The sequence below is a fragment of the Aeromonas sp. FDAARGOS 1402 genome, from assembly GCF_019046925.1.
GTDB classification, from domain to species: domain Bacteria; phylum Pseudomonadota; class Gammaproteobacteria; order Enterobacterales; family Aeromonadaceae; genus Aeromonas; species Aeromonas caviae.
In genome coordinates this window covers 2,991,896-3,007,904 of sequence record NZ_CP077201.1, presented here as the reverse complement: position 1 = coordinate 3,007,904, position 16,009 = coordinate 2,991,896, and the positions used below count along the sequence as shown (strand labels likewise).

Below are 16,009 nucleotides of genomic sequence, written 5' to 3'. Positions count from 1 at the left end.
AGTCGTCTATGTCAGTCATTAACCGGATCCCCGCCGTTGAATCCAAGGGACCTGCCACCCCCGGCACGCAGCGGATCCCGACCGTTGAAGCCAGCGACACCGGCACTACCGACATCATTGGCCGGATCCACTCCGTCGAGACCTGCGGGACCGTCGACGGCCCCGGCATCCGCTTCATCGTGTTCATGCAGGGCTGCCTGATGCGCTGCAAGTATTGTCACAACCGGGACACCTGGGACACCCAGGGCGGCCGCGAGGTCACCGTGCCCGAGCTGATGAAGGATCTCACCAGCTATCGCCACTTCATGAATGCCTCCGGCGGTGGCGTGACCGCCTCCGGCGGCGAGGCCATGCTGCAGCAGGAGTTCATCGCCGAACTGTTCACCGCCTGCAAGGCACAGGGGATCCACACCTGCCTGGATACCAACGGTTTCGTGCGTCACTACGACGAGTTGCTCGACCGGGTGCTGGACAACACCGATCTGGTGCTGCTCGACATCAAGCAGATCAACGACGACAAGCACATTCCCCTCACCCACGTCAGCAACAAGTACACCCTGGAGTTCGCCCGCTACCTGGCCTCCCGCGGCCAGACCATGTGGATCCGCTACGTGGTGGTACCCACCTGGTCCGACGATGACGAGAGCGCAGAAGGACTCGGCCAGTTCATCGCCGAGCTGGGGGACTGCGTCGAGAAGGTGGAGCTGCTGCCCTACCACGAACTTGGCAAGCACAAGTGGGACGTGCTGGGAGATACCTACGATCTGGTCGGCATCAAGCCCCCCAGCAAGGAGACCATGGACAGGGTCCAGGGCATCCTTGGCAAGTATCACCCCAACGTGAAGTATTGAGACAAGAGGCCGCCCGGCAGAGGGCGGCCTCTTTTCATTGCGCCGGCATTCGCCACGGCGCCATCACCGACAGCCGCATCCGGGGGAACAGCTCATGAGTGAAGGACAAGTCGCCACCCTCCTGCTCTGGCTGGTGCTGCTCGCCTTCAGTCTGAACGCCTCCCTGCTGCGCACCCTTGGCGCCCACCCGCTCTATCAGCATCTTTGCCTCGGCGGCGCCATCGTGCTGGTACCGCTGTGGACCTTGCGGGCCGGGTTGCACGAGGGGCTCGAAATCCACTTTCTCGGCCTCACCAGCCTGACCCTGTTGCTGGGCTGGCGCCTCGCCCTGCTCGCCCCCTGCCTCACTCTGCTGCTCCTCGCTTACTTCGGGGTCATCCCCCTGGCCGACATCGGCTGGCAGGCCCTCATCGGCGTTGCCCTGCCGGTGGCCACCAGCTGGCTGCTGTTTCTGGGGAGCTGGGCCTGGCTGCCTCGCCACCTCTTCGTCTACCTGTTCGTGGCGGCATTTCTCGGGGGGGCGCTGAGCATCTCGGCCAAGGTGCTCGCCAGCGCCCTGCTGATGGGGGTGAGCGGCACCTACTCCTGGCACACCATCAGCGCCGACTACCTCTCCATCTGGCCGCTGCTGCTCTTCCCCGAGGCGCTCCTCAACGGCATGACCATGACCCTGCTCGCCGTCTATCGCCCCCACTGGGTCAACACCTTCTTCGACAGGGAGTACCTGGGGCGCTGAACCTGCCCGTAGTCCATAAAAAAAGCCCGCAGTTGCGGGCTTTTTCTCTGCTGGCAGTCAGACGCTGCGCGGGCGCAGGTGGGCATGCCAGCGGGCTTCCCACTTCTTGAACAACCAGACGATGACGAAGGTGAGCAGCATGTAGAGCAGACCTGCGGTCAGGAACGCCTCGAACGGGCTGTAGTAGCGGGAGTTGATGATCCGCGCGGCCCCCGTCAGATCGACGATGGTGATGATGCCCGCCACCGCCGACCCCTGCAGCATGAAGATCACCTCGTTGCTGTAGGCCGGCAGCGCACGGCGAAACGAGTTGGGCAGGATGATGCGGGTGAGGGTCTGCCAGCGGGTCATGCCAAAGGCGCTTGCCGCTTCTATCTGCCCCTTGGGCATGTTCATCACGGCGCCGCGCACTATCTCGGCGGTGTAGGCGCCGGTGTTCAGAGTGAACGCCAGCAGGGCACAGAACCAGGCTTCCGAGAAGAGGGTCCAGGCCGCACTGTTCTTGAGCCACTCCCACTGGGCGGCACCGTAGTAGATGATGAAGAGCTGCACCAGGAGCGGGGTGCCGCGAAAGAAGTAGATATAGGCCCAGATTGGCCCCTTGATCAACCAGTTGCGGCTGTTGCGCAGTATGCCCATGGGCACCGCCAGCATGAGCCCCAGCATGAGCGAGGCGGCCACCAGCCAGATGGTGGTATAGAGACCCTCCCAGTAGGTGGGCCACTCCTTGAGAATGATCGAGAAATCCATGGCTTACCTCGTCTTGATGGCGTAGTGACGCTCGGCCCACTTGAGCGCCGAGGTAGAGACTGCGGTGAAGACCAGGAAGATCAGCGCCACCGCCATGTAGAAGGTGAAAGGCTGCTGGGTCGAGCCCGCCGCGAGCGACGCCTTTCGCACCATGTCATCGAGCCCGATGATGGAGACCAGGGCCGTGGTTTTCAGCAGCACCAGCCAGTTGTTGCCAAACCCGGGCAGGGCGTGGCGCATCATCTGGGGAAAGAGGATCCGCACAAAGACCTGGCTTGCCCGCATGCCGAAGGCACGGGCCGCCTCGAGCTCCCCCTTGTCCACCGCCAGGATGGCGCCGCGGAAGGTCTCGGTCATGTAGGCACCGAAGATGAAGCCGATGGTGGCGACCCCGGCCGCAAACGGGCTGATGTCGATGTAATCGGGCAGCAGGGAGACCCACTCCTGGTTCGGGTTGCTCGCCAGCAGGTGGTTGTTGTAGGCCTCGTTGACCCAGGTGCAGATCCCGTTGATGAGCACCTGGCCACCGAAGAAGAGCAACATCATCAGCACCAGATCCGGGATGCCGCGAATGACGGTGGTGTAGGCCGCCGCGATGCCGCGTGCCCACTTGTAGGGAGAGAGCTTGGCCAGGGCCCCCAGCATGCCGAGCACCAGGGCCAGCAGCAGGGAGGCAAGCGCCACCTCCAGGGTGATCCAGGCCCCCTCCAGCAGAGAGGTTTCGTATCCTTTCAAATCAAACATATGCAATGCAGCTCCATCGCAATCGGGCCCGTCACTCCCAGCGGAAGGCAACGGGCCCGATGACTACTGACGGGATCAACCTGTCGTTGTTCGCCTGACGTCGGCTTACTCGCCGTACACGTCGAAGTCGAAGTACTTGTCGTTGATTTCCTTGTACTTGCCATTGGCACGCAGGGCCAGGATGGCGGCATTGAATTTCTCTTTCAGATCCTTGTCGGCCTTGCGCACCGCGATGCCGGCACCCTCGCCAAACCACTTGGGATCGGTCAGTTTCGGGCCGATGAACTCGAAGGCATCGCCCCCTTCCTTCTTCAGCAGGCCGTCGCTGATGGCGGCGGAGTCGGCCATCACGTAGTCGACACGGCCGGATTTCAGATCGAGGTAGGCTTCATCCGCAGTGCCGTAGCGCTTGATGGTGGCGTTGGGGAAGTTGTCGGTGATGTAGGTGTCCATGGAGGTGGCACGCTGCACGGCGATGGTCTTGCCGTCCATGAAGGCCTTGTCGAGCTGGATCTCGGTCCCTTTCTTGGCGGCGAAGCGCGCCGGGATGTGCTGGTACTTCTGGGTGAAGTCCACCTTCTTCTTGCGCTCTTCGGTGATGTCCATGGTGGCGATGATAGCGTCATACTTGCGCGACAGCAGCGCCGGAATGATGCCGTCCCAGTCCTGCTTGATCAGGGTGCACTTCACCTTCATCTCTTCGCACAGGGCGTTGGCGATGTCGATGTCGAAGCCTTTCACCTCGCCGCTCGGCTCGGTCCAGGAGAAGGGGGGATAGGCCCCTTCCACCCCGATCCGGACCTCTTTCCACTCCTTGGCCATCAGGCTACCGGAACACAGGGCCGTCATCACGGCAGTCGCCAGCATCAGCTTGTTCATGTATCTCTCCTTGATAAACACGTCGATCGTTGAAAGTACGGATGGTTGAAATTGAATCCCGTCCATCAATAGATGGACGAGATGAATTGCTTGAATCGCTCCGACTTGGGATGGGCGAAGATCTCCTTGGGATTGCCCTCCTCCTCCACGCGCCCCTGGTGCAGGAACATCACCTTGTTCGACACGTCGCGGGCGAAGGACATCTCGTGGGTCACCACCATCATGGTACGCCCCTCTTCCGCCAGCTCGCGCATCAGGCCAAGGACCTCCCCCACCAGTTCAGGGTCGAGGGCCGAGGTAGGCTCGTCAAACAGCATCACCTCGGGCTCCACCGCCAACGCCCGGGCGATGGCAGCCCGCTGCTGCTGCCCGCCGGAGAGGTGACCGGGATAATAGTCGCGACGCTCCCACAGCCCCACCCGGTTGAGCAGGTGCTCCGCCTTGGCGATGGCCTCGGCACGGGGCACCTTGAGTACCTGGATGGGCACTTCGATGATGTTCTGCATGATGGTCATGTGGGACCAGAGATTGAAGCTTTGAAACACCATGGCCAGTCGGCTGCGGATACGCTCCACTTGGCGCATGTCTTCCGGCAGGCGTTCGCCGGAACGGCTGGTTTTCATCCGGATCAGCTCCCCGTGGAGGGAGACGCTGCCCGATGAGGGGGTTTCAAGCAGATTGATACAGCGTAGAAAGGTCGACTTCCCCGAACCCGAGGAGCCGATGAGGGAGATCACATCCCCCTTGTGGGCCGTCATATCGATGCCCTTGAGCACTTCGTGGGTGCCAAAATACTTGTGCAGATCACGAACTTCCAGTGCGGCAACGTCGCTCATCCATTACAACCTTGTCTGTCCCTAGACGCCGCTTCGGCGTGACTCCACCATCGTCCATTTAACAAAACGTTAACCGATGGCAACCTTCAGCGAAAATATCATTGAGGTAGTGAAAAAACAATACAGAACCGAGGTATTTGGTGTTTTATCTGTATTTTTATTGGCCTATTGAGTATTTTTCAGCACTTTGTCTGCATAAAATCCATTTTTTGTCGCACCTTCCCTACCGCTCTTTTATACCCGCAGCGCACTGGTAGCAAGCATATTTCACCATATCCGCCAGATGTCACCCCAAAGGACTTTATTCACCCGGGCAGATTCCCCTTCTCTCGTCATTTCATGGGGATGAAATTGATTTTTCAGGTGATGTGGCCCTCTTTCCCCGTTTGCATACAGAGCCGACTGTCATCAAAAAACACAACAATATGATAAAAAAGTCCCGTATGGGCCATGCTGATGCACAGATCCGTGACACAGGTGCAACAAGTCGTGATAAGGTGCCGTTTTTCCACGTTTTGTGATCGAGGCCCCGATGTTGCTCAATGTGTTGCTGATCCTGCTGCCGCTCGTGATCGGCTATCTGGTTCCCCTCTCTTCCGCCCGTCTGATCAAACTGGTCAACCAGTCCCTGGGCAAGATGGTCTACCTCATCCTGTTCCTGATGGGGCTGGGGCTGGCCTATGTGGAGAACCTGGGCAGCAACCTGGCAGTGATCTTCAAGGTGGCAGGGGTGATGCTCGCCGCCATTACCCTCTGCAACCTGCTGGCCCTGTGGTGGCTGGACAAGCGCAGCCCCCCCACCCACGAGGCCAGTGACGGCAAGATGCCGAGCAAGCTGCACCTGTTATGGGAATCCCTCCAACTCTGTTTCGTGGTGCTGGGGGGCGTCTTGCTGGGGCTGGTGGTAGACCTGCGCGCCCTGCCCATCGACAAGTTGAGCGAGTGGGCCCTGATGCTGCTGCTCTTGCTCATCGGCATCCAGATGCGCAACTCCGGCATGCGCCTGCGCCAGATCCTGCTCAACCCCTGGGGCATGAAGATCGCGCTCACCGTCATCCTCAGCAGCTGGCTCGGCAGCCTGCTGGCCGCCCAGCTGCTCGGCATGCCCTTTGCCCATGGCCTCGCGATGAGCTCCAGTTTTGGCTGGTATTCGCTCTCCGGCATCCTGGTAGCGGACAAGCTGGGCCCGGTGCTGGGCTCCGCCGCCTTCATCAATGATCTGGGGCGCGAGCTTATCGCCATCCTCATCATCCCGGTGCTGATGCGCCGCCACCCCAGCGCCGCCATCGGCTACGGCGGCGCCACGGCGCTGGACTTCACCCTGCCTGTCATCCAGAAATCCGGCGGCATCCAGGTGGTGCCGGTGGCCATCGTCTCCGGCTTTATCCTGAGCCTGCTCGGCCCCATTCTGATCCTGGGGTTCCTGGCCATCTGAACCCCATGGCACGACAAAGCCCGGCACTGCTGCCGGGCTTTTTTTGATGAACTGAGCAGGCTGGATGACAAGCGCCGGTATTCAGGTGCGCCACCGCCCCCCACTCATCACCCGCTCGATGGCGAACGTATCAGGATCGATCAGCAGCAGATCCGCATCCTGCCCCACCCCCAGGGTACCCTTGCTCGCAAGCCCCAGCGCCCTGGCCGGATTGGCCGTCACTACCGCCAGTGCCGTCTCCAGTGCCACCCCCTTGCCGCAGGCCGCCACCACCTCCTGCCACAGGCTCCCTATCTGGCCACAGCGCAGCTCGATGAGCCGCCCCTCGCCGTCAAAGCGCGGCAGACTGGCGTTGGCGTCCGAGCTGAAGCTGATGCGATCCACGGGCACGCCCGCCGCCAGCAACGCCACCAGGGCGTCGGCCGCGAGCCGCTCCCCGTCATCCAGCAGATCCGGGAAGCTCGACGTGGTGAGGTCGACCCAGCCGCCTGCCCGACCCCACTCGATGGCCTCGGCAAAGAGCCAGGGGTTGCGGTTGCAGTGGGTGGGGTAGAGCTGGCGTTGCGGGATGTCGGTGCCGTCCCGCAACGCCCGCAGGGGCGCCAGCGCCCCGCGGCCATCCCCCAGGTGAAAGAAGCTGACGCCACTTTTACCCGACAACAGCCCGGCCACCCGCGCCTCGCTCGCCAGCCGCGCCAGCTCGTCGTGGGTGGGGGCGCTGGACCTGTGATCGCTGATGGCCACCTCCCCCACCCCCAGCACCTCGGGGATCAGCATGATGTCCGACTCCACCGTGCCGGTGAGGGTCTTGACCGGCAGGTGGTAAGAGCCGGTGTACATGAAGGCGCTCACCCCGGCGGCGCGAAACTCGCGTACCTTGCCGAGCACCTGGGCCGGGCTGCGGGTCAGGCTGTCGGTGCCGAGGGCCGCCACGAGCGTGGTAACCCCCGCCGCCAGAGCTTCCCTTGCCGAGAGCTCCGGCGTGCGAAAGCCGAAGCCTCCCTCGCCTCCCCCTCCCGTGATATGGGCGAGCGGGTCTACCAGTCCGGGCACCAGATAGCGGCCGCCAGCGTCCACCCGCGTCAGTGGCCAGTCGACCGGAACCGTCAGTCCCTTGCCCATCCAGGCGATGCGGCCATCCGCCACCAGCAGATCCTGCTGGCCGAGCGGGGCCGGACTATGGATCTGTGCACCCTCGATCAGGGTCAACATGGGGTCTCTCCTTGCTGCATGAAAAAGGAGGGAGCAGGCTCCCTCCGACTGTTACCCATCAACCGCCATAGATATCGTACTTGAAGTACTTCCGGTTGATCTCCTGATACTTGCCGTTGGCGCGCAGGGCCTTGATGGCGTCGTTCAGCTTAGCCCTGAGATCCGGATCCCCCTTGCGCACCGCGATCCCCATGCCGTCGCCAAACCATTGACGGTCGGTCAGGGCCGGCCCCACATAGTCGTACTTGTCGCCCCCTTCCTTGCCAAGCAACCCCTGTTCGATGGCCGAGGCGTCGGCCAGCAGGGCCAGCACCCGTCCCGCCTTCAGGTCGAGGTAGGCTTCATCGGCACTGCCGTAACGCACTATGGTGACGCTGGAGCCGAAGTTGTCGGTCAGGTACTTGTCGTGGGTGGTGGCCCGCTGCACGCCGATGCGCTTGCCCGCCATCCCTTCCGGCGTCAGCGTCAGTTCGGTGCCCCTGGCCGCCACGAAGCGGTTGGGAATGTGAGCATATTTCTCGGTGAAGTCGACCTTCTTGCGCCGCTCGTCGGTGATCGACATGGCAGCGATGATGGCGTCGTACTTGCGCGACAGCAGGGCCGGGATCATGCCGTCCCAATCCTGGGCCACCAGCTCGCACCTGACGGCCATCTGCTGGCACAGGGCGTTGGCAAGATCGATGTCAAATCCCTTGATCTCTCCGGACGCATCGGTCCATGAGAAGGGGGGATAGGCCCCCTCCACGCCAAAGCGCACCGTCTTCCACTCCTTGGCGGTGACGGGGGTGGCGAGCAGACAGGCAGCAACAAGGGCTGACAGGGTCAGTGTGGTCTTCATCGTGAGTACTCCATTACATAAAAAGCGCACAGGCGCGGTCAAGGCATCGCAGGCAGAGGCAAGCGATGGCCAACAAACGGCAAATTGCAGATGAGCGGGATTACGCCGCCATGGGCGTCAATGAACTGCTCCGGGGCCTCGACCTATTCGTCGAACCACTCGGAGAGATAGAAAGGCTTGAAGTAGAAGGCCAGAAAAAAGCCTCTGGCTTTGCGCATCATGGTGATTTGTCGCGTCCTGTGACAAAGATGGCAAGCACCTTACCACGCCTCAAATTTGCCCGGCAAGGGGACTTGGGGATGAAACATCCTGCCCATGGTCAATCCGGCCACGATTCGTTAGGCTCGGATCACCCGTTCACGCCCAGGCACGCGAGCCCCATCCCATGAATTTTCTCGCCCACCTCCATCTGGCGGCCCATACCGGCAGCTCCCTCACCGGCAACCTGCTGGGGGACTTCATCAAGGGCCCGCTGCCGACGGGTCTGGCTGACCACTTCGACGAGGGGATCTGGCTGCACCGCAGGATAGACGCCTTCACCGATGCCCACCCGGCCCATCGGGCCGCCGTGGCGAGCTTCGACCCCCCCTGGCGCCGCTTCGGCGGCATTGTGGTGGACATGCTCTACGATCACTGGCTCAGCCAGCACTGGCAGAGGTTCAGCGCAGCCCCCCTGCCCCACTTTCTGGCGCAGAGCTATGGTCAACTTCTCCTGGATCATCACAGCCTGCCACAGGGCCTGCCGATGGCCCTGCGGCACATGGCCGAGCAGGACTGGCTGGCCTCCTACCTGTACCGGGAAGGGGTGGGGGCGGCCCTCAACGGCATCGGTCGTCGGCTGCGCCGCCCCGTGCCGCTCGGGGAGGCGCTCCACGCCCTGGATCAGGCTCGCTGGACCGAGGCCGAGCACGCCTTCCTGCACTTCTACCCGGAGCTGATGCGCTTTTGCGAGGCGCAGATCGCCGCCCACCGCACTGCCACCTCATCCCCACCATAAAAAACGCCCCGAGCGGGGCGTTGTCATCGGGGGAATGCTCAGGCCTTGGGGCTGGCCGGCAGGAAGCGAAACGCCTTGGCCGGGACGAATTTCTCCGCCGTCTCCCCCGCATAGAGCTGCTGCTCGGTCAGGGGCAACTTGCGCACCGGGGCCCCCGCGGCGAGATCCAGTTTGTCCATGCTCACCCAGAAGGTGTTGGGCAGATGGGTCAGCTCGAAGAAATAGCGGCGATGCTGCTGATCCGCCACGCTGCGCCACAGGGTGGTGGAGATGTTGGGCTGATCCGGGGTGCTGATCCCCATGGGTACCGAGACATTGCGCATCACGCTCATCACCCCGGCCACCGCCTCGTTGGCCTGGTCGGTCTTTGGCAGGGTCTTGATATAGAAGGAGGCGCGGGCAAAACGATCCGCCGAGCGGTTGGTGCCGGGCAGCATGGTGAGACCGCCAATCTCCTCCCAGTAGTCGTTGAGAGCCAGTTGCTTGTCAAAGGTCGGCGAGTTGGTCATCACCTGATAACTGCGGTCGTGGTAGATCTGCAGCTTGCCCCCCACGTACTGGAAGATGGCGGAATCGCCGCTCGCATCCGAGAGGGAGAGGTGTAGCTGGCCCGGCTTGCCATCCGGGGTCAGGGTGGTCACCACATAGAACTCATCTCTGGAGAGGGCCTCGACCGCATCGGCCACGGTGGCGAAGTTGTCCAGCGCGTACTGGGCCCAGAGCGAGATGGAGAGAGTCTTGCGCGGATCCTTGTCGCTCGGGGTCACATACTCGGACTCGGTCAGATAGAGGAGGTTGGCCACCAGCCCCTTCTCGTTCATGCCGTCGGCGGTGCCCGCATCGAAGCCTGCCGCCACCACGGAGCCGTAGCGCGACGTCCACGTCATGGAGTGCGCACCGGCCTCCCCTTCCCGCGCGATGCCACGGGGCAGCGCCCAGAGATTGGTCGGCATGGCGCTGCGCCAGTCCATGGTACGACCGGTCACCACCAGCGCTCCCTCCCCCTGATAGACGGCGCGGGTACAGGCATCAGCGAGGGAACTGACGGAGAGGGAGACGGTCAGGGCCAGCAGGGTCTTGTGCAACAGGGGGGAACGCAGGATTGTCATATGGATCACTCGAGTCTGTTGAAAACACAAGCATACCCCTTTTTGCATAACAGGGGCTGACTGAGGCTGGCAAACCAGGTGACAGATCTGTCAACAGAGGTGCTACCCTGCCAATCAGCGATCAATATCCATAAATTAATCAAAGAGATAAGCAAGCCACTTCGGGGCGATACCGCCAGATGCCAATCGCTGGCTTGCGTCGGTTTCAGACACATACCCTGCCCGCCAGCAGGCGGACAGGGAGGGGCTCAGCCTTCCTTCTTGCGGATACTCAGCCCCAGCTCGCGGCCGCGCAGGCGGGCATAATAGATGGTGCCCACAAACGCCAGGGTGGTGAGCACCAGCTCCACCACCGCCAGCCACCGCTCCCCCTCATCCGTGGTGATCAGGGTCAGGGCGTGCAGGAAGTAGGGCATCAGCACGAAATTGCCCCAGGCGTGGGTGTAGGGATTGCCCTGCACTATGCCCTTGAGGGGGAAGAGCAGCGGCACCGTCCAGATCACCGGCAACAGCCAGGGATTGAGGTCCGGGTGAGGCGAGAGCCACAGATGCCAGAGCAGCACCCAGGCCAGCAGGCCGAAAAAACCGGCCAGGGTCAGCAGGCGAGCGAAGCGGGTGCTCACTTGAGGATCTCCAGCACCTGCTCGGGCGGACGACCGATGCGGGCCTGCCCGTTCTTGATGACGATGGGGCGCTCGATGAGCTTGGGGTGCTGGTGCATGGCACGAATGAGGTCATCGCCGCTCACCTCGCCGAGCCCCAGCTCCTTGTAGAGATCTTCCTTGGTGCGCATCAGCTGTCGGGGATCCGTGAAGCCAAGCTGACTCAGGAGGGTGCGGATCTGTGCCTCGCTCGGTGCCTGCTCCAGATAGAGCACCACCTCGGGGGCGACCCCGTGCTGTTCCAGCAAGGCCAGGGTTTCACGGCTCTTGGAGCAGCGCGGATTGTGGTAGATTTGGGTCTCGCTCATGATAACTCCCTGATTAATCGCAAGATGGGACAAGAAATGGCGCTATTGTAGGGGAAACGGATGGTCAGGGTAAGCGGGAAGGCTATGGAAATGAAACGGATCTGTTGGCTGATTGTGGCAACCCTGATGGGGGCCTGCAGCCCGGCACCCGACTTCACCGACGGCGCGGGAAAGAAGGTCAGCCTCGCGGATCTCGGTGGCAAGCCGCTGCTGGTCAACTACTTCGCCCCCTGGTGCGCCCCCTGCCTGCGGGAGATGCCCCTGCTGGCAACATTGCACCAGGAAGGCCAGATCCGGGTGATCGCCATCAACTATGACCCCGCCTCCCCCACCGAACTGACCGAGCTGGCACAGCGCCACGCCATCAGGGTTCCCCTGATGATCCCGGATGACGACGCCCGCCTCCCGTTCCCAAGGCCCGGGGCGCTGCCCACCAGCTATCTGCTCGATGCCAGGGGCACGCTGCTGGAGACCCTGGTGGGGGAGCTGGACGAGCAGAAGATAGGCGAGATAAAACGCCGCCTGGCGAGCGCCCAATAGCAGAGCCATCCATCACATTCATTTCTTCATCATCAAGATGCGTTGAAACCGATGAAAGGCCCTATTTTAGCCTGCAAAACAAGGCGGGGTGCCCCCAAAGGAGCACCCCGCCTGCCATCAACCCGCTCCGGACTCAGCCCTTGAGGCTGTCCAGATCCTTCTTGGCCCGCTCCAGCTGGGTGATGCGCGCCTCGATGCGGGCCAGGGTCAGCTTGTCGCTGGTGGTGCCCCGCGCCACGATCAGTTCGTCGATGGCCGCCTGATAGTCACCGCGCAGGGAAAGGGTCTCCGCCCGTGCCATGTGCAGGTCCGTCATCCTGCCCGCCTTGCGGTAGGCGTCCGACAGCAGGCTCCAGGCCAGGCTGTTCTCGTCGTGCTCCCGGGCATAAGGGTCCAGGATGGCGATGGACTTCTTGTAGTTGCCCCCCTCCAGATAGGCGTTGCCGAGGTTCACCACCACCACCTCGTTGTCCGGCATCCGGGTGCGGAAGCGCTCCAGTCTGGCGATGGCCTGGGCGCTGCGCCCCTTGGCGAGATCGATGTCGGTCAGGGCATCCACCACGAAGAGATCCTCCGGGTGACGGGTCGCCAGCTCCTGCATCAGGGTGTCGGCCTCGTCGGTGCGCTTGAGCTGCAACAGGGCCAGCGCCTTGCCATAGATGGCGGCATCCTTGAGGGGGTAATCCCCCTTCTGCAGGCGGCTGTCGAAGTAGGTGAGCAGCGCCTGGGGCGTCTCGGTGCCATAGCGCACCTGGATGCGCACCTTGGCCAGCCAGAAGTCCAGGCTCGGCGGCAGGGCGCGCGCGCCATAACTCCCGGCCCGGGCACGGGCTTCGCTGATCCGGGTCTCCGGCAGGGGGTGAGTCAGCAGCATCTCCGGCGGCTTGCTGGCGTAGCGGTACTCCGCCGCCAGCTTCTGGAAGAAGTTGGCCATGCCCATGGGATCGAACCCGGCGTCATACAGCGTCTTCATGCCGATGCGATCCGCCTCGTATTCGTTGTCCCGGGTGTAGTTGATGGCCGACTGCATCGACAAGCCAAGCGTGGTCTGCAAGGCCGCGATGCCGGCGGTGGGGTTGATCACCGCGAGTGCAATGGAGCCCACCAGGCCGGCCAGGGTCATGGCGGAGCTGCTCGCCTGTGCCTCCATGTAACGGGCGATGTGACGCTGGGTCACGTGGGTGATTTCGTGGGCCAGTACCGAGGCCAGCTCGCTCTCGCTCTCGGCGTAGAGGAAGAGGCCGGTGTGCACCTTGACCCGGCCACCGAGGAAGGCCGCCGCGTTGATGCTGGGATCGTTGATGAGGAAGAAGGTGAACGGGAAGCGCACCCCGTCGGCATTGGTCAGCAGCCGCTGGCCCAGATCGTCGATGTATTCGTTCAGCACGGGGTCATCGATGATGGGCAGGCCCGCCCGGGCAAAACGCATGAAGGCGTTGCCGTAGCGCACCTCCTGCTCGATGGGCAGTGCGGCGACCCCGGCGGTACCGATGTCGGGCAACTGGTTGCTCCCCTGGGCGTGGAAGGTCGCCCCCATCAGGGTGACCAACAGGGGAAGCGATGCTATCAGGGGGGAAAAACGTGCCACGTTATCTCTATCTCCAATCAGACCCCAGCGGGCATCGGCAGAATACCCTTGCCATTCAAGGCCCACAAGCGTTGTTTCATCCTCTCATCACGGCCATAATGACCGCCACGCACGCGATGGAGTTCTCATGGAACAGCTCGACCTGACCCCCTGGCGTTGTCCCGAGCCCCTCATCCGGCTCAAGCTCTGGTTGCGCCAGGCCCGGCCCGGTCAATCCGTGTGCATCCAGCTCGGGGATGCAGGCTCCCGGCAGGACATTCCCGCCTATCTGCGCCGTCAGGGTCACCATGTCCAGACCCGGGAAGAGTCAGCTGCCCGCCTCTCCCTGCTGCTCGTCGTTGCCCGTCCCCCCCGGGACGCCCTGCTCGCCCCCGAGCCCATGCCACCCACCCCGTGAGCCGCCATTCAAGGAAGCCTCGATGTTAGATGTATTGAAGCGCTGGTATCAGACCCGTTTTTCCGACCCCGATGCCGTCACCCTCTTCCTGCTGCTGGTCTTCTGCTTTGCCGTGCTCTGGCTGTTTGGGGATCTGCTGGCACCGCTGCTGGTGGCCCTGGTGATGGCCTATCTGCTGGAGTGGCCGGTGAGTCGCCTGCAACGAGGCGGCCTCTCTCGCACCGTCGCTACCAGCCTGGTCCTGCTGTTGTTCATCACGGTGACGACCCTGATGCTGCTGGGCCTCATCCCGACGCTGGTGAGCCAGGGGGTCAACCTGGCCAAGGAGGCCCCCGCCATGCTGGCCCATGCCCAGGACTATGTGCGCACCCTGCCGGAAAAATACCCCGAGATCATCGACGTCAGCCTGGTGGAAACCATCATCGACAACATTCGCCAGCGCATCCTGACCGGCGGCGAACAACTGGTGAGCGCCTCTTTGAGCTCCCTCATCAACGTGGTGGCCATCCTCATCTACGCCATCCTGGTGCCCCTGATGGTCTTCTTCATGCTCAAGGACAAACAGGTGCTGATGGGGGGCCTGCGCCGCTTCCTGCCCCGCAACCGCACCCTGGTGAACCGGGTCTGGGTGGAGATGAACGACCAGATCATCAACTACATCCGCGGCAAGGTGATCGAGATCGTCATCGTCGGCATCGCCACCTATGTGCCCTTCGCCCTGATGGGATTGCGCTACTCCGCCCTGCTGGCGGTCGCGGTGGGCTTCTCCGTGCTCATCCCCTATATCGGTGCCGCCGCGGTGACCGTGCCGGTGGCCATGGTGGCCCTGTTCCAGTGGGGGCTGACCCCCGACTTCGCCTGGCTGATGGTGGCCTATTTCGTGATCCAGGCCCTCGACGGCAACCTGCTGGTCCCCCTGCTCTTCTCCGAGGCGGTCAACCTGCACCCGGTGGCCATCATCATCGCCGTGCTGGTGTTTGGCGGTCTGTGGGGCTTTTGGGGCGTCTTCTTCGCCATTCCCCTCGCCACCCTGGTCAAAGCGGTGCTCAACGCCTGGCCCAAGCGGGAAGATCTCCCCCGCCCCGCCCCCTGACCCTGGCAAGGGGCGAGGCCGGGTCTCGCCCCTTCCAGATACCGGCCACCAGCAGCACCTCCGTGACGCTGGCTCATGCTTGCCTTGTCGGGTTTAATTGAAAACCGACATCCGTTTTGACTTGCTACGCCGGTCTGATTCGTTCCCACTGCCCACCCACCGACAAGGATCTGTCATGTCCCCAGTCCCTGCCCTGCGCCATGCCTCTCTGGGTGCCTTTCTGGCACTGCTGTTCTGTTCTCCCGTCCGGGCAGACCTCGATATAGGGGCCCTCAGCGCCTTCTCCAGCGACAGCCCTGACAGCCCCATTCCCAAGGGGCTGGTGCTGGGCGGGGCCGTCATCGGCGGTCAGGCCCTTTACCAGCACCAGGACGACACCCTGATGCCCATCCCGGGGGCCCTCTATTTTGGTGACAACCTGATGTATTTGGGGGATCGGGCCCGCTACTACCTCAGCCGCAATGGCAACCTCTCGACCTATGCCTTCGGCCGGATGCGCTTTGGCAACCTGGACCCGGACGACGATCCCTTCCTCCATGGCATGGAGAAGCGCAAGGGGCAGTTCGAGGCCGGTGTTGGGGCCGATCTCATCACTCCCTACGCCCTCTGGAGCGTGCGGGCCACCACGGATGTGACCGGCACCAGCAACGGTCAGGAGCTGATGCTGTGGGCCAACTTCCCCATCATCCGCGGTCCCCTGCTGCTGATGCCGGGAGCCGGCGTCATGCTGCGCAGCCACAACCTCGCCAACTACTACTTCGGCGGTGTCTCGCAAGACGAAGCGAGGGCGGACAGGCCGGCGTGGAACACGGGCACCACCCTCTCCCCCATGGTCTCCCTCATCGGCAGCTATCGCTTCAGCGCCAACTGGATTGGCGGCTTTGGCATCAACTACGAGCGCTACGACGACGACATCGCGGACAGCCCCATCGTCCAGCATCAGGGAGAACTCTATGCAGGCTTCGGGGTGGGCTACATCTGGTAGCCCCGACTGGGCAACAAAAAAGGAGCCCATGGCTCCTTTTTTACGGCTA

Annotated in this window: 19 protein-coding genes; 9 read left to right on the top strand and 10 right to left on the bottom strand. The window is 62.8% G+C overall.

Going from position 1 to position 16,009, the window contains the following annotated elements; genetic code table 11:
* The first annotated feature begins 8 nt into the window (after positions 1-8).
* Both pflA and I6L32_RS14435 read left to right on the top strand, forming a co-directional pair.
* Entirely contained in the window at positions 9-851 is an 843-nt protein-coding gene (pflA, locus tag I6L32_RS14440; RefSeq protein WP_216944033.1) for a pyruvate formate lyase 1-activating protein, read from the top strand.
* Positions 852-945: 94 nt separating this feature from the next.
* The gene (locus I6L32_RS14435; RefSeq protein ID WP_216944032.1) at positions 946-1,587 is read left to right on the top strand and encodes an energy-coupling factor ABC transporter permease; all 642 of its coding nucleotides are present in this window, start codon (positions 946-948) and stop codon (positions 1,585-1,587) included.
* A gap of 57 nt (positions 1,588-1,644) precedes the next feature.
* Here the strand turns inward: I6L32_RS14435 and I6L32_RS14430 are convergent, their stop codons facing one another.
* From I6L32_RS14430 to I6L32_RS14415, 4 genes are all read right to left on the bottom strand, one after another.
* Positions 1,645-2,337 carry an ABC transporter permease gene (locus I6L32_RS14430; protein ID WP_043156313.1) on the bottom strand — a complete coding sequence of 231 codons (693 nt, stop codon included), beginning with the start codon at positions 2,335-2,337 and terminating at the stop codon, positions 1,645-1,647.
* Between the two features lie 3 nt (positions 2,338-2,340).
* Entirely contained in the window at positions 2,341-3,081 is a 741-nt protein-coding gene (locus I6L32_RS14425; protein ID WP_010674269.1) for an ABC transporter permease, read from the bottom strand.
* A 105-nt stretch (positions 3,082-3,186) separates the two neighbouring features.
* Positions 3,187-3,960 carry an ABC transporter substrate-binding protein gene (locus I6L32_RS14420; protein WP_010674268.1) on the bottom strand — a complete coding sequence of 258 codons (774 nt, stop codon included), beginning with the start codon at positions 3,958-3,960 and terminating at the stop codon, positions 3,187-3,189.
* 65 nt (positions 3,961-4,025) lie between these two features.
* The gene (locus tag I6L32_RS14415; protein ID WP_010674267.1) at positions 4,026-4,796 is read right to left on the bottom strand and encodes an ABC transporter ATP-binding protein; all 771 of its coding nucleotides are present in this window, start codon (positions 4,794-4,796) and stop codon (positions 4,026-4,028) included.
* Positions 4,797-5,328: 532 nt separating this feature from the next.
* On the opposite strand from I6L32_RS14415, the gene I6L32_RS14410 reads away from it, so the two are divergent.
* On the top strand, positions 5,329-6,231 hold the full coding sequence (locus I6L32_RS14410) for a lysine exporter LysO family protein (RefSeq protein ID WP_041215456.1): 903 nt from the start codon (positions 5,329-5,331) through the stop codon (positions 6,229-6,231).
* An 81-nt stretch (positions 6,232-6,312) separates the two neighbouring features.
* Here I6L32_RS14410 and iadA read toward each other — a convergent pair whose 3' ends face one another.
* Positions 6,313-7,443, bottom strand: coding sequence for a beta-aspartyl-peptidase (iadA, locus tag I6L32_RS14405; protein ID WP_041215457.1), 1,131 nt, complete (start codon positions 7,441-7,443; stop codon positions 6,313-6,315).
* Between the two features lie 58 nt (positions 7,444-7,501).
* Positions 7,502-8,281, bottom strand: coding sequence for an ABC transporter substrate-binding protein (locus I6L32_RS14400; protein WP_048207371.1), 780 nt, complete (start codon positions 8,279-8,281; stop codon positions 7,502-7,504).
* A 65-nt stretch (positions 8,282-8,346) separates the two neighbouring features.
* Between I6L32_RS14400 and I6L32_RS14395 the strand changes: the two genes are divergently transcribed.
* Together I6L32_RS14395 and I6L32_RS14390 are read left to right on the top strand one after the other, a co-directional pair.
* A complete protein-coding gene (locus tag I6L32_RS14395; RefSeq protein WP_029314324.1) occupies positions 8,347-8,670 on the top strand; it encodes a hypothetical protein in 324 nt (107 codons plus the stop codon).
* Positions 8,667-9,278, top strand: a complete 612-nt coding sequence (locus tag I6L32_RS14390) for an ACP phosphodiesterase (RefSeq protein ID WP_216944031.1) — start codon at positions 8,667-8,669, stop codon at positions 9,276-9,278. Before I6L32_RS14395 ends, I6L32_RS14390 begins: the two co-directional genes overlap by 4 nt.
* A 38-nt stretch (positions 9,279-9,316) precedes the next feature.
* On the opposite strand, the gene I6L32_RS14385 is transcribed toward I6L32_RS14390, so the two are convergent.
* From I6L32_RS14385 to arsC, 3 genes are all read right to left on the bottom strand, one after another.
* Positions 9,317-10,387, bottom strand: coding sequence for a linear amide C-N hydrolase (locus I6L32_RS14385; protein WP_216944030.1), 1,071 nt, complete (start codon positions 10,385-10,387; stop codon positions 9,317-9,319).
* Between the two features lie 248 nt (positions 10,388-10,635).
* A complete protein-coding gene (locus I6L32_RS14380; protein ID WP_010674261.1) occupies positions 10,636-11,010 on the bottom strand; it encodes a DUF2069 domain-containing protein in 375 nt (124 codons plus the stop codon).
* Positions 11,007-11,357, bottom strand: a complete 351-nt coding sequence (gene arsC, locus I6L32_RS14375) for an arsenate reductase (glutaredoxin) (RefSeq protein ID WP_010674260.1) — start codon at positions 11,355-11,357, stop codon at positions 11,007-11,009. The genes I6L32_RS14380 and arsC overlap by 4 nt, the downstream gene beginning before the upstream one ends.
* A gap of 60 nt (positions 11,358-11,417) precedes the next feature.
* Between arsC and I6L32_RS14370 the strand changes: the two genes are divergently transcribed.
* Positions 11,418-11,897 (top strand): TlpA disulfide reductase family protein, encoded by a 480-nt coding sequence (locus tag I6L32_RS14370; protein WP_216944029.1) that lies wholly within the window; start codon positions 11,418-11,420, stop codon positions 11,895-11,897.
* A 133-nt stretch (positions 11,898-12,030) separates the two neighbouring features.
* On the opposite strand, the gene I6L32_RS14365 is transcribed toward I6L32_RS14370, so the two are convergent.
* On the bottom strand, positions 12,031-13,485 hold the full coding sequence (locus I6L32_RS14365) for a M48 family metalloprotease (RefSeq protein ID WP_223918331.1): 1,455 nt from the start codon (positions 13,483-13,485) through the stop codon (positions 12,031-12,033).
* Between the two features lie 127 nt (positions 13,486-13,612).
* Between I6L32_RS14365 and I6L32_RS14360 the strand changes: the two genes are divergently transcribed.
* The 3 genes from I6L32_RS14360 to I6L32_RS14350 all read left to right on the top strand — a co-directional run bounded on the left by I6L32_RS14360 (position 13,613) and on the right by I6L32_RS14350 (position 15,960).
* Entirely contained in the window at positions 13,613-13,882 is a 270-nt protein-coding gene (locus I6L32_RS14360; protein ID WP_042880621.1) for a sulfurtransferase TusA family protein, read from the top strand.
* 22 nt (positions 13,883-13,904) lie between these two features.
* Positions 13,905-14,975, top strand: a complete 1,071-nt coding sequence (locus I6L32_RS14355) for an AI-2E family transporter (protein ID WP_029314318.1) — start codon at positions 13,905-13,907, stop codon at positions 14,973-14,975.
* 175 nt (positions 14,976-15,150) lie between these two features.
* Entirely contained in the window at positions 15,151-15,960 is an 810-nt protein-coding gene (locus I6L32_RS14350; RefSeq protein ID WP_254203826.1) for a MipA/OmpV family protein, read from the top strand.
* Positions 15,961-16,009: the final 49 nt, after the last annotated feature.

Excerpts from the sequence above, each read along its gene's own strand:
- arsC (WP_010674260.1), bottom strand. The coding sequence starts at position 11,357 with ATGAGCGAGACCCAAATCTACCACAATCCGCGCTGCTCCAAGAGCCGT.
- I6L32_RS14370 (WP_216944029.1), top strand. The coding sequence starts at position 11,418 with ATGGTCAGGGTAAGCGGGAAGGCTATGGAAATGAAACGGATCTGTTGG.
- I6L32_RS14385 (WP_216944030.1), bottom strand. The coding sequence starts at position 10,387 with ATGACAATCCTGCGTTCCCCCCTGTTGCACAAGACCCTGCTGGCCCTG.
- I6L32_RS14410 (WP_041215456.1), top strand. The coding sequence starts at position 5,329 with ATGTTGCTCAATGTGTTGCTGATCCTGCTGCCGCTCGTGATCGGCTAT.
- I6L32_RS14395 (WP_029314324.1), top strand. The coding sequence starts at position 8,347 with ATGGCCAACAAACGGCAAATTGCAGATGAGCGGGATTACGCCGCCATG.
- I6L32_RS14390 (WP_216944031.1), top strand. The coding sequence starts at position 8,667 with ATGAATTTTCTCGCCCACCTCCATCTGGCGGCCCATACCGGCAGCTCC.
- pflA (WP_216944033.1), top strand. The coding sequence starts at position 9 with ATGTCAGTCATTAACCGGATCCCCGCCGTTGAATCCAAGGGACCTGCC.
- I6L32_RS14420 (WP_010674268.1), bottom strand. The coding sequence starts at position 3,960 with ATGAACAAGCTGATGCTGGCGACTGCCGTGATGACGGCCCTGTGTTCC.
- I6L32_RS14415 (WP_010674267.1), bottom strand. The coding sequence starts at position 4,796 with ATGAGCGACGTTGCCGCACTGGAAGTTCGTGATCTGCACAAGTATTTT.
- I6L32_RS14400 (WP_048207371.1), bottom strand. The coding sequence starts at position 8,281 with ATGAAGACCACACTGACCCTGTCAGCCCTTGTTGCTGCCTGTCTGCTC.
- I6L32_RS14355 (WP_029314318.1), top strand. The coding sequence starts at position 13,905 with ATGTTAGATGTATTGAAGCGCTGGTATCAGACCCGTTTTTCCGACCCC.
- I6L32_RS14435 (WP_216944032.1), top strand. The coding sequence starts at position 946 with ATGAGTGAAGGACAAGTCGCCACCCTCCTGCTCTGGCTGGTGCTGCTC.
- I6L32_RS14425 (WP_010674269.1), bottom strand. The coding sequence starts at position 3,081 with ATGTTTGATTTGAAAGGATACGAAACCTCTCTGCTGGAGGGGGCCTGG.
- iadA (WP_041215457.1), bottom strand. The coding sequence starts at position 7,443 with ATGTTGACCCTGATCGAGGGTGCACAGATCCATAGTCCGGCCCCGCTC.
- I6L32_RS14360 (WP_042880621.1), top strand. The coding sequence starts at position 13,613 with ATGGAACAGCTCGACCTGACCCCCTGGCGTTGTCCCGAGCCCCTCATC.
- I6L32_RS14350 (WP_254203826.1), top strand. The coding sequence starts at position 15,151 with ATGTCCCCAGTCCCTGCCCTGCGCCATGCCTCTCTGGGTGCCTTTCTG.
- I6L32_RS14430 (WP_043156313.1), bottom strand. The coding sequence starts at position 2,337 with ATGGATTTCTCGATCATTCTCAAGGAGTGGCCCACCTACTGGGAGGGT.